The organism is Paracoccus broussonetiae (assembly GCF_031854425.1).
In the GTDB taxonomy this organism is placed as follows: domain Bacteria; phylum Pseudomonadota; class Alphaproteobacteria; order Rhodobacterales; family Rhodobacteraceae; genus Paracoccus; species Paracoccus broussonetiae.
Genome location: NZ_JAVRQI010000005.1, coordinates 251,259 through 267,378, shown reverse-complemented (window position 1 = coordinate 267,378; position 16,120 = coordinate 251,259). Strand labels below are relative to the sequence as shown.

Here is a 16,120-nt window from a genome sequence, read left to right as displayed (position 1 = left end):
CCTATCCCTGTGAAGGGCAGCTTGCTCGCAAAGCTGTGCAATGATGTTTGCGACCATTGAAATGCGAGTCAATTACAAAAATCTGCATCAGAATTTTGTCACGACTGCGCAGGGCGCTATATTTGCAAGGCTGTGCATCAAGGGTTTGACGAACATGTCTCCCTTGCCCATGCAGGCGTCCGCGTCATGGAAGATCGTCACCGGCGGCACCATCGGGGCACGGTTCTGCGCGACCCGAGATTGCGGGATCAATGGCCCATGCGGCGATCAAAGCAAATATTGACTATACCATCCCAGCCAGCTGCGATAACAGACGCGTGGAAACAGGGCATATACCGTTGCGCGTCCCAACGTCGGTGACCAAACCGGATTTTTCCCGAGTTTTCAGTACATAACCCGCAACCGGGCGTTCCGTGGGCGCCAAACCGACGAGGAGGACACGCATGTCCCAGATTTCCTTGACCTTCCCCGATGGCAATTCGCGCGACTATCCCTCTGGCATCACCGCCGCCGAGGTCGCGGCCTCGATTGCCCCCAGCCTTGCCAAGAACGCGATTTCGGCCAGTCTCGACGGGGCGCATATCGACCTGCAATGGCCGATCGAGAAATCGGGCAAGATCGCGATCAACACGATGAAGGACAATGCGCCCGCGCTGGAACTGATCCGTCACGACCTTGCCCATATCATGGCGCGCGCCGTGCAGGAGCTGTGGCCGGACGTGAAGGTCACCATTGGCCCGGTCCGCGATCAGGGCTGGTTCTATGATTTCGACCGCGCCGAGCCCTTTACCCCCGACGACCTGGGCCAGATCGAGCAGCGGATGAAGCAGATCATCGCCGCCCGCGACCCGGTCCGCACCGAGGTCTGGGACCGCGCCCGCGCCATCGCGCATTACGAAGCCAAGGGCGAGCCCTTCAAGGTCGAGCTGATCAACCGCATCCCCGAGGGCGAGCCGCTGCGGATGTATTGGCACGGCGACTGGCAGGATCTTTGCCGCGGACCGCACCTGCAGAATACCGGCCAGGTTCCGGCCGATGCCTTCCGCCTGACCCATGTCGCGGGCGCCTATTGGTTGGGCGATGCCTCGCGCCCCATGCTGCAGCGCATCTATGGCGTCGCGTTCAAGAACCGCGACGACCTCAAGGCGCACCTGACCATGCTGGAGGAAGCCGCCAAGCGCGACCACCGCAAGCTGGGCAAGGAAATGGAACTGTTCCATTTCCAGGAGGAAGCGCCCGGCATGGTCTTCTGGCATCCGAACGGCTGGACGATCTATCGCGAGCTTGAGGCCTATATGCGCCGCCGCCTTATCCGCGCGGGCTATAAGGAGATCAAAACGCCGCAGGTCGTCGACCGCATCCTGTGGGAGAAGTCGGGCCACTGGGAAGCCTATCGCGAGAACATGTTCATCGTCGAGGTGGACGAAGAAGGCGCCAAGGAAAAGCGCGTCAACGCGCTGAAGCCGATGAACTGCCCCTGCCACGTCCAGGTCTATAACCAGGGCCTGAAGTCCTATCGCGACCTGCCTCTGCGTCTGGCGGAATTCGGTTCCTGCCACCGCTATGAATCCTCGGGTTCGATGCACGGCCTGATGCGGGTGCGTGGCTTCGTCCAGGATGACGCCCACATCTTCTGCACCGAGAACCAGATCGAGGCGGAATGCGCGGGCTTCATCAGCCTGCTCTCCTCGGTCTACAAGGATCTGGGCTTCGAGAAGTTCGACATCAAGCTGTCGACCCGACCCGATGTCCGCGTCGGCTCGGACGAGATCTGGGACAAGGCCGAGGCCGCCCTTTCGGGCGCCATCGAGCATCTCGGACTGCCCTATGAGGTCAATCCGGGCGACGGCGCCTTCTACGGCCCGAAGCTGGACTTCAAGCTGACCGACGCAATCGGCCGCGAATGGCAGTGCGGCACCTTCCAATGCGACTTCAACCTGCCCCAGCGCCTTGGCGCGGAATATGTGGGCGAGGATGGCCACAAGCACATGCCCGTCATGCTGCACCGCGCCGTATTGGGCAGCTTCGAGCGTTTCATCGGCATCCTGATCGAAAACTATTCGGGTAAAATGCCGCTTTGGCTCGCACCGCGTCAGATTGTCGTTGCCTCTATCGTCTCGGGCGCAGATGATTACGTCCATGAAGTCGTCGAGGCGCTGCGCGCCGCCGGTTTGCGCGCCGAAGCCGATACCCGCAATGAGAAGATCAACTACAAGGTGCGCGAGCATTCGCTCGGCAAAGTACCGGTCATCATGGCGATCGGATTGAAAGAGGTCGAGGAACGCAGCGTTTCTTTGCGCCGCCTCGACAAACAGGGTAGTGAGTCCTTGTCACTTGACGAAGCAGTCGGGTCTCTACGAACCGAAGCGACCCCACCGGATCTGCGCTGACAATCAGCAAGGATCAGCGACAAATTGCCAAGCCGGCCGTGCGTTCTGATTTCTTATCAGAGTGCTCGGCCTTTTATTGCTTGCGTTTTTTTGGGAATCGTTCATCCTCTCGGACGCGTGAGCACGACTTTCTACCGCCTCCCTTCACGGGGCAGCCGGACTTACGGGAAAGGGCTGCACGGCCCCGGCCAGCAATTACGCCCCGGGTGACTTGAAGGAGAGACGGTATTATGGCTACCGGCACCGTGAAATGGTTTAACGCCACCAAAGGCTATGGCTTCATCGCGCCCGACGACGGCGGCAAAGATGTGTTCGTGCACATCTCGGCTGTCGAGCGTGCGGGCCTGACGGGCCTCAACGACAACCAGAAGATCGCTTACGAACTGCAATCCGGCCGCGACGGCCGCAGCTCGGCTTCGGATCTGAAACTGCTCTGAGCAGCAGGTTGGCGAACAGGAAACGGCCCGTCTTGGACGGGCCGTTTCTTTTTGCGAAACCGGGCTCACGATATTCCGGACCTTGTGCAACTGCGTTTGTTTTTCTGATCACCGACAATTGGTTATCAGGCCGCGCATTGCGCGATTGGAAAATTGAATGAACCTTTCCGAAGAAATCCTTCGCGCGGGCGCTGGCCTGCCGGACCGGCTGGCGCTTTCGGCGCTTAGCCTGAGCCGGGCTGATCGCTGGTCGCATGCGCGCCTGCGCCGCGCGGGCCTTGGCGCGGCGACGGGCCTGACCGAAGCGGGATTGCGCCCAGGCGACCGGCTGCTGCTGCCGCTTGCGCAAGGACCGTATCTTGCCGTGGCCTTTCTGGGGGCAATTGCAGCGGGAATCCTGCCAGCCGCGTTGCCGCCCCGACCGGATCCGCGTGACCTTCGGGACGCGATTGCGGCGCTTGAACCGGCGATGATCTTGGCTGATGCCAGCCTGCCGGTGCCAAGGCAGCCCCCTTGCAGACTTGATCCCCGCGCGCTTGCCGGGTTCGAATCCCTGCCCGCTGCCGGGTTCGCCGACCGCGATGCAGAGGCGCCGGCCTATCTGGTGTTTTCCCAAGGCGCGCCGCTGGTCCGCCGCCACGGGTCTGCTGCCAGCCTCCCTCAAATCGCCCAGAACCTGGGCCTGTCCGGGCAGGACCGATTGCTGCACGTGATGGCGGCTGACGAAGCGCTGTCACCGGAGCTCGGCTTGCTCGCACCGCTGGCATCGGGGGCGACAGTTCTGATCCCCGCAGCGGGCCTTGCTTCGGCTCAATTGCCCCTGCTGGCGTCACGCCACGGGGCCAGCATCATCGCCGCCCCCGCCGCGATCCTGTCACAGATGCTGGCCACCGACTGGAAACCCTGGGCCAGCCTGCGGCTTGCTCTTGTCACGGATGAGGAGAGCCCGGCCCCCGCCCTTCGTGCGGCATGGTGTGGGCGAACGGGGGGCGAATTGCGGACGGCGCTGCGGATCGGATAATCGTCAGCCCGCACGCCCGGCCCTTGCGCGCCGCGCCCAACCGCGCGAATACCGGGAAGCCGCAATAGCGGTCCCGTATTACCAGCCTTGCCCAAAGGCCCATCGCAAGGATCGCTGATGACCGCCCAAGTTCGTCTCGACATTTTCGCCGACCCGGTCTGCCCCTGGTGCCTGATCGGCAAGGCCGAACTGGACCACGCGCTGGAAAGCCGCCCGGAACACCCCTTCGCGATCACCTGGCAGCCTTTCCGTCTTGATCCGCAGATGCCGGCCGCCGGCATGGATTATGTCGCCTACATGAAGATGAAATTCGGCGACGAAAAGGGCATCATCCAGGCGATGAAGCCGGTGATGGAAGCGTCCGAGCGGCTGGGCCTGTGGATCAACCCCTCGCTGATCGAACGCGTCCCGAACACGTTGAACGCCCATCGCCTGCTATACTGGGCCGGGCTTGAGGGAGTGCAGACCCCGGTCATGTCCGGCCTGATGCGTGCGCATTGGCGCGAAGGAAAGAACATCTCGAACCCCGACGTGCTCGTGGCCATCGGCGAAAGCGCGGGGATGAACGGCGAGGTGGTGCGCCGCCTTCTGGCCACGACCGAGGATCGCGACCAGGTCGCCGCGCGCGAAATCCACGCCCGCGAACGCGGCATCAGCTCGGTTCCGACCTTCGTCGTCGCCGACAGCCATGTCGTATCCGGCGCGCAGCCCGCCGCGCTGTGGATGCAGGTGATCGACGAGCTGATTGGGCCTTAATGCCGCAGGGGGCCCCCGGCCCTTTCCTGCATCCGATCCGGCGACTATGATCTCCCCTCAGCCGAAACCGTGCCGAGGACATCCCGATGAACCGTTTCGCCCCCCCGATCGCCGAGCAGATCTGGGACATGAAATATCGATTGAAGAACGCCGAGGGCCAGCCCCTTGACCTGACTGTCGAAGATGGCTGGCGCCGTGTCGCCCGCGACCTCGCCCGCGTCGAAAAGGATCCCGCCCAGTGGGAGGATCGATTCTACGCCGCGATGGAGGACTTCCGCTTCCTGCCTGCCGGCCGCATCCTTGCTGGCGCGGGCACCGGCCGCGACGTCACGCTGTTCAACTGTTTCGTCATGGGAACGATCCCCGACAGCATGGGCGGCATCTTCGACATGCTGAAGGAAGCCGCGCTGACCATGCAGCAGGGCGGCGGCATCGGCTATGACTTCTCGACGATCCGCCCGCGCGGGGCCGAGGTCAAGGGCGTGGCCGCCGATGCCTCGGGCCCGCTGAGCTTCATGGACGTCTGGGACGCGATGTGCCGGACGATCATGTCCGCAGGCAGCCGGCGCGGTGCGATGATGGCGACCATGCGCTGCGACCATCCCGACATCGAATCCTTCATCGAGGCCAAGCAGGACAGCGCGCGCCTGCGCATGTTCAACCTGTCCGTCCTGGTGACGGATCCCTTCATGCAGGCGGTGCAGGACGAAGGCGGATGGGACCTGCAATTCGGCGGCAAGGTCTATCACACCGTCAAGGCGCGGGATCTTTGGAACCGGATCATGCGGGCGACCTATGACTTCGCCGAGCCGGGCGTGATCTTCATCGATCGGATCAACCAGCAGAACAACCTGCATTACGCCGAGACGATCTCGGCAACCAACCCATGCGGCGAACAGCCCCTGCCCCCTTACGGCGCCTGCCTTCTGGGGTCCGTCAACCTTGCGCGGCTTGTCGACGCGCCCTTCACCCCCGACGCGCACATCGATGCCAAGGCGCTGGACGAACTGGTCCGCACCGCCATCCGCATGATGGACAACGTCATCGACGCTTCGAAATTCCCTTTGCCGCAGCAGGCGGAAGAGGCGCGTACCAAGCGTCGCCTTGGCCTTGGCGTCACCGGCCTTGCCGATGCGCTGCTGATGGTCGGCCTGCGTTACGGCGCGGGCGAAGCCGCCGACCAGACACGCGCCTGGATGAAGGCCATCGCACGCTCGGCCTATCTGGCCTCGGTGGATCTCGCCAGGGAAAAGGGGGCCTTCCCGCTTTTCGACGCCGACCAGTATCTGAAGTCCGGCTTCATGACGCGGATGGACGATGATGTCCGCGAAGCGGTCGCAAGCCACGGCATCCGCAATGCGCTGCTGACCTCGATCGCGCCCACCGGCACCATCTCGCTTTACGCAGGAAATGTCAGTTCGGGCATCGAGCCGGTCTTTGCCTTCACCTATATGCGCAAGGTCCTGCAAAAGGACGGCAGCCGCACCGAGGAAGAGGTCGTCGACTATGCCGTCCAGATGTGGCGCGATCTGAATGGCGACGCGCCCATGCCCGACTGGTTCGTGAACGCCCAGACGCTGGACCCGCAGGATCACGTTGCCATGCAGGCGGCGGCACAGGAATGGGTAGATTCCTCGATCTCCAAGACCATCAACTGCCCCGAGGATATTTCCTTCGAGGCGTTCAAGGACGTTTACCTTGCCGCCTGGGATCAAGGCTGCAAGGGGTGCACGACCTATCGCCCGAACGCGGTGACAGGCTCGGTCCTGTCGGTCAGCGAATCCACCGAGGCCGCCCCCGAGACGGATAGCGGCGCCGATGTCGTCTATCTGACCGAACCGCTTGACCGCCCGCCCGCGCTTGAGGGCGCGACCTACAAGCTGAAATTCCCCGGCAGCGAGCACGCGATCTATATCACGATCAACGACATCGTGCGGGCCGGGCACCGTCGTCCCTTCGAGGTGTTCATCAACTCGAAGAACATGGAGCATTATGCCTGGACCGTCGCGTTGACGCGGATGATCTCGGCCGTGTTCCGGCGGGGTGGCGATGTCAGCTTCGTGGTCGAGGAGTTGAAGGCCGTCTTCGATCCGCGCGGCGGCGCATGGATCGAGGGCCGCTATGTTCCCTCGATACTGGCGGCAATCGGGGGCGTCATTGAACGCCACCTGATCAGCACGGGCTTCATCGCTGGCGAAGGCATGGGACTGAAATCGGACCCGCAATCCGAAATCGTCGCGGTCGGGGAACGACCGCGCGGTCCCGCCTGCCCGTCCTGCGGACAATACGGCATGCGGATGATCGAAGGCTGCATGACGTGCCCGTCCTGCGGCCATTCGAAATGCGGCTAGCCCGTCAGGCGACCTGCGCGGCGGCCCTGGCGGTCGCCGCGCGGGCATTCGAGACGGCCCAGTTCAGGGCCGCATCCGCGACCTCTTCCCACCCCTCATCCAGGCACGTCCAGTGCGACCGGCCCGAAAAGATGCGCAGGTCCGTGCGCGAGGGCGCGCGCCTTTGCTTCTCGTAGATCGCGCGGGTCATCGAGGCATCGGCGATCAGGTCGAGCTCTCCTCCGATCATCAGCAAGGGCGGACGGACAGGATTGTCCCATCGGATCTTCATCGGCCGGACGACGCCGTTCCAATAGACGCGGCCGGGCGTCGGCACGATATAGCGGTCGTAAAGTGCGTCATGCTGTCCGGCCGGGGCCGTCTGCGCAAAGCGCGTGCGGAAGAAGTCCCGCGTCATCACCTTTGATTTGCGCCAGCTGAGCGGATCGAGAAAGACCGGCAGCGCCGAGCGCAGCGCATGGGGATGGATCGGCACGCCGGGTGTCGGCGCAGGATTGATCGACACCCCGCTGACCCCCAGCCCACGGTCCAGCAAATGCTGGACGATCACGCCGCCCAGCGAATGCCCGATCAGGATCGGAACCTCGGGCTGGTCGGCGATGATACGGGCATAGTGATCGACGATCTCGCGCTGTCCCAGCTGCGCCAGCGCCGGATCGGGCGCGCGCCGCAATTCGGCCGGGGGGCGATCGTCATGGGGCCAGTCCGGGGCAAGGACGCGATGGCCCGCCGCCTCGTAACGACGCTTGACCCCATCCCAGCTTACGGAATTGAGCCATGCGCCGTGGATCAGGATGATCGTTTTCGACATGTGGTGTTCCTGTCTGGCAGTGAATGCCTAGCGCGGCTTGGCGCGGTGGCGGATGAAGCTCGCGATCCATTCCGCCGCGAGTTCGGGAACCTCGTGCTGTGGCCCGTGTCCCATCTGCGGCAGGACCACCAGATGCAGGGACTTCCACGCCCTGCTCAGCGCGAACCAGTTCGGCGCGGGAAAGACGATTTCGTGATCGCCGCTGATGACAAGAATCGGGACTGTGCCTCGCGCCAGAAAATCACGATAGCCGCCCGGGTCTGGAAACGTATCGGGGGCCGCGCGATCCTTCAGAAGCCGAATATAGGTTTCGGGCGGAATTTCCGGGCTGCGATCGCCCCGACGGGCCGCGATGCGCTGGTGCGAGGCCTCGGCCGCAGCGCGGCTGGCGGCCGAGGCCGGTTCGAAGAACAGGATCGTCTCATCCGCAAGATCATTGACCGGTTTCAGCGCGGTCTCAAGAAAGATCGGCTCGGAAGGATGCTCGACCGGACCGGGGGGCGTGGTGCCGATCAGGACCAGATGTGACACGCGGTCGGGCACCATGCAGGTCGCCGCCTGCGCGGCCAGCCCGCCGATGGACCAGCCCGCCAGCGCGAAGGTATCGACGGCCAGCGCATCGGCAAGGTCGATCACGTCCCGCGCCATCGCCTCGGCCCGATAGCTTGCGTCTCCTCCCGATTGGCCAAGGCCGGAATAATCGAAGGTGATCACGCGAAAGCTGCGCGCGGGGTGGTCCAGGAAAGCGGGATCCCAACTGTCCAACACACCGCGAAAGCGCAGGCACAGGATCAGGGGTGGCCCGGACCCGATCTCGCGATAGGCAAGAGTGCGGCCATTGGTTGCAACGAAACGTGTGGGGGTGGCGCGGGCAGAAATCTTGTCGGCAAGAGCAGTCATGAACCCTCCTTCCCGTCAACGATGCGAGAGCAGAGCTGGCCCGGTCCCGCTATATATGTGCAAAAAGATCACGTATCGGCAAAGGTTTGTAAATACAGCACGAATGAGGTTCGGGCCGATTCAGGTTGCGGCCGGGGGCATTTGCCCGAAAGCTGGGCATTCGAGCCCCTCCCCCTAGCCTTGCCAGAGGGTAGCCCCCCAGATCGCACCCGCGCCGAAGGCCTGGATCAACATTGGTCCCGCTGGCAGGCCGCCGGCCTCGGCCACATGCCACGACATGGCAAGCGGAATGGTCGCGGCCGACGAGTTGCCGTGCCACTGCAGCGTGCCAAGCCGCAGGGTGTCGGAAAGCCCGGTGCGGTCTGCCACCTTGTCGAGGATGCGCGCATTGGCCTGGTGTGGCGCCCAGCAGCCCAGTTCCGCGGGAGAGACACCGCCCAGCGCCATCACCTCGCGCGCGGATTGCGCCATCGCCTCGACCGCCATGGAAAACACCGCGCGGCCATCGGGCATCTGCATCCCCAGCCCCTCCGGCGCATCCGGGGCAAAGGGCAGACGGCTGCCGCCGCGCGGGATCCGGATCGCATCGTAATGCGCCCCGTCCGATTGCAGGCGGGTCGCGCGCGGTCCCTGCCCCGGCGCACCCGGCTCCAGAAGCACCGCACCCGCCGCATCCGCGAACAGGATCCGGGTCGAGACATCGGCGGGATCGATCCTGCGCGACAGCAGGTTCGCCGCGATGACCAGCACGGGCTGGCCGCTTAGCCGCACATGTCCCGCGCCAAGGATCAGCGCGTGCACGAAGCCCGCACAGGCCCCGGCCAGATCGACCGCCCCGCATCCCAGCCCAAGGCGATGCGCGACCAGCGGCGCGGTCGGCGGCAGCAGGTGATCGGGGGTCGATGTCGCGAGCAGCAGCAGCCCGACCCTGTCCGGCGCGCATCCCGCCTGCCGCAGCGCCATCGCACCCGCGGGAACGGCCAGATCGCTCAGCGCCTGGTCCGGGGCAGCATAATGGCGTGCCCGGATCCCACTGCGCGCCGCGATCCAGCCCGGGGGTAGATCCATCTCGGCCTCGATCTCGGCGTTCTCGACGCAGCGCGTGGGCAGGTAGTGGCCAAAGCCAGCCATGCGAACGCCGGGATCAGCCGAAGACATCTGCGGCCTCGATCATCGCGTCATGACAGGCGCGCAGTTCCGCCCCGGTGCTGCAATAGGGTGGCAGCAGATAGACCGTGCGCCCCAGCGGCCGGATCAGCAAGTCGCGCTCGGCGAAGAAGCGCATCAGTGCGGGGCCGGTATCGGCCATGTAATCCGCGCCCCCCGCCCCGATCTCGGCGGCAAGGATCGTGCCCATGCACCGGACGGAGGTCAGGCCGGGATACCCCTCCAGCCGTATCGCGCCTTCGGCCTGTTCTGCCGCCACAGCGTCGATCCGCGCCTGCACGGGCTCTTCTCGCCATATCTGAAGGTTGGCACAGGCGGCGGCGCAGGCGATGGGGTTCGCGGTATAGGACGAGGAATGGAAGAATGTCCGGCTTCGGTCCGTCGACCAATGCGACTGGAAGATCTCCTCGCGGCACAGCGTCACCGCCAGCGGCAGATGCCCCCCCGTGATCCCTTTCGAAAGACACAGGATGTCCGGCGCGACGCACGCGTGATCGCATGCGAGGAAGCGGCCGGTCCTGCCCCAGCCGGTCATCACCTCGTCTGCAATCAGCAAGACTCCGTGGCGCGCGCAGATTGCCGCCATCTCGGCAAGGATCGCGGGCTGGTAAAACCGCATTCCGCCCGCCCCCAGCACCAACGGCTCGATCAACAGCGCCGCCGTGGTGGGATCGCGAGCAAAGCGTTCAAGACTGTCCAGAGTCGCCTGCTCCGCGCCCGGCTCGGGGAACGGAATCCGGTCGACCCCGAACAGCAGCGGTTCATAGGGCTGGGTGAAGCTGCCCCTTTCGCCCGCCGACATCGTCCCGACGGTATCGCCGTGATAGCTGCCCTGCATCACCACGACGCGGTGGCGCGGGCTGCCCAGATGCCGGAAATGGCCCAATGCCATCTTCAGCGCCACCTCGACCGAGGTCGAACCGCTGTCGCTGAAAAAGACGCGGCTCAGCCCCGCAGGCACCATCTTCAAAAGCCCATCAGCGAATTCGCGGGCGGGTTCATGGGTGTGACCGGCAAAGATCACCTGATCCAGACGCCCGGCCTGATCCCGGATCGCCTGAACGATGCGTGGATGGCAATGGCCATGGGTCACTACCCACCATGACGAGATCGCGTCAAAGACCTGCCGCCCGTCCCCATCCAGAAGCCAGGCGCCCTCGGCCGAAACCACCGGGCGCATCGCGGGAAACAGCGCGTGCTGCGTGAAGGGATGCCAGATCGGAGAGGTCATGCCCCCTCCACGCGAAAGGCGTCCGCGGGGAACCCGGCATCAAAGGCGTGGGTCAGGCGCTCGGGGCTGACCTGACCCATCCAGTCCAGCCGGCCAAGGCGGCGCACCTGTCCCATCCGTTCGATCGTGGCTTCAACTTCGGGTTCGGGCGCACCAACAAAGGCGATGCCGTGGACCGGAACCCCCGCACGGCGCAGGGCGGCAAGGGACAGAAGGCTGTGGTTGATCGTGCCAAGTGCGGTGCGCGCGCACAGGATAACCGGCAAGCCCCAGGTCGCGAAAAGGTCAAGGAAGGTCCGCTTGGCGTCCAGCGGCACCATCAATCCGCCCGCCCCCTCGATCACCAGGGGACGGATCGGGGGCGGATCAATCGTGCGAATATCGATTGTCACCCCCTCATGTGCGGCGGCGATATGGGGCGAGGCCGGCAGACGCAGCCGCCATGCCTCGGGCAGGACGGGACGGCCCGACAATTCCGCGACGATTTCGCTGTCGGTCTGCTCGTCCAGCCCGGACTGCACGGGTTTCCAGTAATGCCCGCCAAGACGCGCGGTCAGCCCGGCCGAGAACATGGTCTTTCCGATGCCGGTATCGGTCCCGGTTACGACGAAAGCCGTCATCCGATGTCTCCTTTTGCCGCAAGTTGCCCCAGCAGATCGAACAGCAGGTCGATCTGGCCATCCTCGGGGTTCATGGTAATGGACAGCCGCAGCCGCTCGGCCCCCTTGGGGACCGTCGGCGCGCGGATGGCCCTGATGTCGAAGCCCTGCCCCGCCAGCATCTCCGAGGCCGCAAGGCTGCGGGCATCGCCCGGCACGGGTACCGGCTGGATGTGACTGCCGCTGGGGGCAAGGCCGATCTGCCGTGCGCGGACAGCAATGCGATCGACCCGCGCCTGCAATGCCCGCCGCCGTGTCGCGTCCTGCGCAAGATGGGCCAGCACGCCGCGCAGGATCTGGGCCAGCAGCGGCGATGGCGCGGTGGAATAGATAAAGCTGCGGGCGCGATTCACCAGAACCGAGATCAGCGCCGGCGCCGCACAGACAAAGGCGCCCTGCACGGCAAGCGCCTTGCCGCAGCCATGCATCAGGACGATGCGCTCTTGCACCGCCAGACCCGCCGCGATGCCGCGCCCGCCGGGACCTAGGACGCCGGTTGCATGGGCCTCGTCCACGATCAGGAAGGCATCCTCTGCCTCGGCCAGTGCCGCCAGCGCCGCGACGGGAGCAAGGTCGCCGTCCATGGAATAAAGGCTCTCGACCGCGATCCAGACACGGCCCATGCCGCCATCGCGCCGCCAATCGCGCAGCACCTGTCGCAGGCTCTCCAAATCGTTATGCGCAAAGGCCCGGCTTTCGGCACGGCCAAGCCGGATGCCGTCGCGCGAACTGGCGTGCAGCAAGGCGTCGTGGAGAACCAGGTCGCGGGCCTGCGGCAGGGCCGAAAAGATGGCCAGATTGGCCGCGAAGCCGGAACCGAAATAAAGCGCGCCGCCGGTTCCGAAGAAAGCCGCAGCCTCTGCCTCAAGCGCTACCAGGGGATCGTGATTGCCCCGCAGCAGCCGCGCCGCACCAGAGCCGACCGGAATACCGCTTTGCAGAGCCGCGTTTGCCAGTTCCCCCAGCAGGGGCGACATGCGCAGGCCAAGATAGTCGTTCGAGGCGAAATCGATCCCCTGAACGGGGCGCAATTCGCGCAGACGCTGGCGCTGCGCAAGGCTGTCGAGCAGACCCTGATGCGCCGAAAGCGTCATTCCGCGGCTTCCGGCAGATCCTCGGGGCGGATGCCCAGCCGGTCGAAAAGCTGCCGGTCGCGATCCTCGGCCGGGTTCGCGGCGGTCAGAAGCGTATCCCCCATGAAGATCGAATTTGCCCCGGCCATGAAGCAAAGGGCCTGCATCTCGTCGCTCATTGCGGTGCGGCCCGCGGAAAGGCGGACATAGCTTTGGGGCATCAGGATGCGGGCCAATGCGGTCGTGCGCACGAAATCCAGCGGGTCGATCGGCGCTGCCGCCTCAAGCGGCGTTCCGGGCATGGGGATCAGCATGTTGATCGGGACGCTTTCGGGATGAACGGGCAGATTGGCCAGGGCCAACAGCATGTCCACACGGTCGCCCGCCGCCTCGCCAAGACCCAGGATTCCGCCCGAGCAGACCTTGATCCCCGCCTCTCGGACACGCGCAAGGGTCTGGAGACGGTCGGCAAAGCTGCGGGTGCTGACGACCTGCGGGTAGAAGCCTTCCGAGGTGTCGATATTGTGGTTGTAGTAATCCAGCCCTGCCTGCTTCAACTCATGCACCTGGTGATCCGACAGCATCCCCAGCGTCATGCAGGTTTCCATCCCCAGCGCGCGCACGCCCTGGATCATCGCCACAAGCGCCGGCAGGTCGCGATCCTTCGGCTCACGCCAGGCGGCACCCATGCAATAGCGGGTGGCCCCGGCGTCCCGTGCGCGCCGCGCCTCGGTCAGGACGCGCTCGACCTCCATCAGCTTCGAGGCGCTCAGCGTCGCGCCGTTGCGGGCGGACTGGCTGCAATAACCGCAATCCTCGGGGCAGCCGCCGGTCTTGACGGACAGCAGGCGGCTGACCTGCACCCGGTTCGGTTCAAAATTCGCACGATGAACCGTCTGCGCCTGCAGCAGCAGGTCCGTGAACGGCTGACGATAGATCTGCGTCGCTTCATCACGGGTCCAGTCATGGCGTGTCGCGCCAGAGTCTTCGGGCATCCCGACCTCCGATTTCCAGATAATTCCTGTTCTGGAGGATGTTTGCTAACTTCATCATAGATTTTTGCAAGAATTAATTTCTGTATCTCAATCTATTATCTATACTTATGCCGGGATGAAGCGGCTCACCCTCCTATGACGCGCACAGCCTTCGGAACTGATGAATCCGCCGATCTCGCGCGATCGCAGCCGCCAGCCGGCATAACGAATGCTTTCAACAGCCCATTCGCCCCAAGCACGGGTGCCACTCTTGTTTTTGCATTAGTGCTAATGTAAACCCCGCCCATGGAAACCATGCATCCGCCCGGACTGGGTGAGCTTCTTCGATATGTCGGCGAGTTGGTCGATGCTGGCGCCGCGCAGCGATATCGTGAACTTGGCTTGCCCTATCGCCCCCGCTACACGCCGATTCTGCGCGCATTGATGGCGGGATATGCCACGGTGACGGAAATCGTCGCACACAGCCGCCTGACCCAAGGCGCCGTCAGTCAGACCGTCGCACTGATGGTCACAGACGGGCTTCTTGCTCGCGAAGGGGTCGAGGACGGCCGCAAAAGCGCCTTGCGCGTGACCGAACGCGGCAGCGCGATGCTGGGCATCCTTCAGAACCATTGGCAGGACACCTTCGCCGCGATCGAGGCGCTGGAAGCCGAGACGGGCCACCCCCTGCGACTAGCCCTTGAAGACGCAGCTGATGCGCTGGAACGCACCGGCTTTGCGGCGAGACTGCGGCTGGCGGCACAGGAAAGGAAACAAACATGACCAAGACTTCGAACCGGACCAACTGGTTCGACCAGGGCGGGCGCAGCTATGCCCTGTTCCGGCCGGAATATCCGCCGGAGCTGGCGGCCCGGCTGGCGGAGCTTACCCCCGGTCACGGGCGGGCACTGGATGTAGGCTGTGGAACCGGTCAATTGACCGTGCAACTGGCCGAGCATTTCGACGAGGTGATCGGACTGGACCCCAGCGCCGAACAGGTGGAAAACGCCACGAGGCACCCGCGCGTCACCTATCTTCGCTCCGCCGCCGAGGACATCCCGCTGGGTGACCACGGGGCCGACCTGATCGCAGCCGCGCAGGCCGCACATTGGTTCGACCGCCCCGCATTCTATGCCCAAGCGCGCCGCCTTGCCGTCCCGGATGCGATCATCGCCCTGATCAGCTATGGCGTCCTGCATCTTGACGACAACGCCCTGAACGACCGGTTTACAAAGTTCTACCGCGACGAGATCGGCCCGTTCTGGCCAGCAGAGCGCAAGCTGGTCGACGGCGGCTACGCCGATATCGAGTTCCCGTTCGACGAACTGCCTGCCCCCACCCTTGCCATCCAACGAGATTGGGAACTGGGTGAGTTCCTGGGCTATATCTCGACCTGGTCCGCCGTGCGCCGCGCCGTCGATGCGGGACAGGACGGCATCCTGACCGACTTCGTCCGGGATCTTTCCGACCTTTGGGGTGACGACCGGCACGCGCATCGCGTCACCTGGCCCATCAACATGCGGATAGGACGGATATGAGCACCCCCGCCCCTGGCCCGCTTCACCGCGAGACCATGCGAGTTGAGGCGCGCCACACAGTCCCCGCCATTGCGCCCGACTGGCCCGGCTTTGCCGACATGCCCCCGGTCCTCGCCACCGCGATCATGGTGGGCTTCATGGAGCAGACCTGCATCACAGCGCTTCGCCCATACCTGCAGGCAGGGCAGCATACCGTCGGAACCCGCGTGGACATGAGCCATGTCGCCGCAACTCCGGTCGGAATGCGGATCACGGCAGAAGTCGAACTTACCTCGGTTCAAGGACGGACGTTGACGTTCCGGGTATCCTGCCATGACGATGCTGGCCTGATCGGCGAAGGGATCCACAACCGTGCCATCATTGATGTCGAACGGTTCCTGGCCCGCGTCGCAAGCAAGCAGGGTGAAGCAGCAACCTAGCCGGCAAGCATTGAAATCGCGCGATCGCAGCACCCGTCGCGCAGCCATAACGCATTGTTTCCTTGGGATTCATGCGCCGCACGATCTGGGCGTTCATCCACCATCTTCAACATCATGTCATATTGGGAAATGGTGGGCGACCCTGGAACACCCGCACCATAAGAACAGCACAGTATTTGCTGACCGAAGTGTCCCGCAAAATTACACTGCGGGACACCCTCCCCGTAAGCGCGCCGAATCCTCAGGCTGTACGACGGCACAGATTGAGAAGGGCCGATCCCCTCCCGGACCGACACTCTGAAGGTGATGAATCACTCGATGCCCTTCCTCAGTCAGGAAAGCATGCGCTTGACCTGGCCCTCCGCCCTGCTATCGAAATGGTCGAGGCGCGCC

Annotated in this window: 16 protein-coding genes; 9 read left to right on the top strand and 7 right to left on the bottom strand. The window is 64.3% G+C overall.

The window, feature by feature from the left end:
• Positions 1-43 precede the first annotated feature (43 nt).
• From RM190_RS08785 to RM190_RS08760, 6 genes are all read left to right on the top strand, one after another.
• Entirely contained in the window at positions 44-283 is a 240-nt protein-coding gene (locus RM190_RS08785; protein ID WP_311759039.1) for a hypothetical protein, read from the top strand.
• A gap of 160 nt (positions 284-443) precedes the next feature.
• Entirely contained in the window at positions 444-2,390 is a 1,947-nt protein-coding gene (thrS, locus tag RM190_RS08780) for a threonine--tRNA ligase (RefSeq protein WP_311759038.1), read from the top strand.
• Between the two features lie 230 nt (positions 2,391-2,620).
• Positions 2,621-2,827, top strand: coding sequence for a cold-shock protein (locus RM190_RS08775; RefSeq protein WP_011747293.1), 207 nt, complete (start codon positions 2,621-2,623; stop codon positions 2,825-2,827).
• 157 nt (positions 2,828-2,984) lie between these two features.
• Entirely contained in the window at positions 2,985-3,848 is an 864-nt protein-coding gene (locus tag RM190_RS08770) for an AMP-binding protein (RefSeq protein WP_311759037.1), read from the top strand.
• Between the two features lie 117 nt (positions 3,849-3,965).
• On the top strand, positions 3,966-4,604 hold the full coding sequence (locus RM190_RS08765; protein ID WP_311759036.1) for a DsbA family oxidoreductase: 639 nt from the start codon (positions 3,966-3,968) through the stop codon (positions 4,602-4,604).
• An 86-nt stretch (positions 4,605-4,690) separates the two neighbouring features.
• On the top strand, positions 4,691-6,955 hold the full coding sequence (locus RM190_RS08760) for an adenosylcobalamin-dependent ribonucleoside-diphosphate reductase (RefSeq protein WP_311759035.1): 2,265 nt from the start codon (positions 4,691-4,693) through the stop codon (positions 6,953-6,955).
• 4 nt (positions 6,956-6,959) lie between these two features.
• On the opposite strand, the gene RM190_RS08755 is transcribed toward RM190_RS08760, so the two are convergent.
• The 7 genes from RM190_RS08755 to bioB all read right to left on the bottom strand — a co-directional run bounded on the left by RM190_RS08755 (position 6,960) and on the right by bioB (position 13,791).
• Positions 6,960-7,766: an alpha/beta hydrolase gene (locus RM190_RS08755; protein ID WP_311759034.1), complete on the bottom strand. Its 807-nt coding sequence runs from the start codon at positions 7,764-7,766 to the stop codon at positions 6,960-6,962.
• Between the two features lie 27 nt (positions 7,767-7,793).
• Positions 7,794-8,666, bottom strand: a complete 873-nt coding sequence (locus RM190_RS08750; protein WP_311759033.1) for an alpha/beta fold hydrolase — start codon at positions 8,664-8,666, stop codon at positions 7,794-7,796.
• A 174-nt stretch (positions 8,667-8,840) separates the two neighbouring features.
• Positions 8,841-9,824 (bottom strand): beta-ketoacyl-ACP synthase 3, encoded by a 984-nt coding sequence (locus RM190_RS08745; protein ID WP_311759032.1) that lies wholly within the window; start codon positions 9,822-9,824, stop codon positions 8,841-8,843.
• On the bottom strand, positions 9,811-11,064 hold the full coding sequence (locus RM190_RS08740; RefSeq protein ID WP_311759031.1) for an adenosylmethionine--8-amino-7-oxononanoate transaminase: 1,254 nt from the start codon (positions 11,062-11,064) through the stop codon (positions 9,811-9,813). The genes RM190_RS08745 and RM190_RS08740 overlap by 14 nt, the downstream gene beginning before the upstream one ends.
• On the bottom strand, positions 11,061-11,684 hold the full coding sequence (bioD, locus tag RM190_RS08735; RefSeq protein WP_311759030.1) for a dethiobiotin synthase: 624 nt from the start codon (positions 11,682-11,684) through the stop codon (positions 11,061-11,063). The genes RM190_RS08740 and bioD overlap by 4 nt, the downstream gene beginning before the upstream one ends.
• A complete protein-coding gene (locus RM190_RS08730; RefSeq protein ID WP_311759029.1) occupies positions 11,681-12,817 on the bottom strand; it encodes an aminotransferase class I/II-fold pyridoxal phosphate-dependent enzyme in 1,137 nt (378 codons plus the stop codon). Before RM190_RS08730 ends, bioD begins: the two co-directional genes overlap by 4 nt.
• Entirely contained in the window at positions 12,814-13,791 is a 978-nt protein-coding gene (bioB, locus tag RM190_RS08725; RefSeq protein WP_311759028.1) for a biotin synthase BioB, read from the bottom strand. The genes RM190_RS08730 and bioB overlap by 4 nt, the downstream gene beginning before the upstream one ends.
• A gap of 285 nt (positions 13,792-14,076) precedes the next feature.
• Here bioB and RM190_RS08720 point away from each other — a divergent pair, with 285 nt between their 5' ends.
• Genes RM190_RS08720 through RM190_RS08710 form a run of 3 tightly spaced genes read left to right on the top strand, consistent with a single transcriptional unit; the run spans position 14,077 to position 15,727 of the window.
• Positions 14,077-14,553 carry a helix-turn-helix domain-containing protein gene (locus RM190_RS08720; RefSeq protein WP_311759027.1) on the top strand — a complete coding sequence of 159 codons (477 nt, stop codon included), beginning with the start codon at positions 14,077-14,079 and terminating at the stop codon, positions 14,551-14,553.
• A complete protein-coding gene (locus RM190_RS08715; protein WP_311759026.1) occupies positions 14,550-15,308 on the top strand; it encodes a class I SAM-dependent methyltransferase in 759 nt (252 codons plus the stop codon). The genes RM190_RS08720 and RM190_RS08715 overlap by 4 nt, the downstream gene beginning before the upstream one ends.
• Positions 15,305-15,727, top strand: a complete 423-nt coding sequence (locus RM190_RS08710) for a thioesterase family protein (RefSeq protein WP_311759025.1) — start codon at positions 15,305-15,307, stop codon at positions 15,725-15,727. Before RM190_RS08715 ends, RM190_RS08710 begins: the two co-directional genes overlap by 4 nt.
• Positions 15,728-16,120 lie beyond the last annotated feature (393 nt).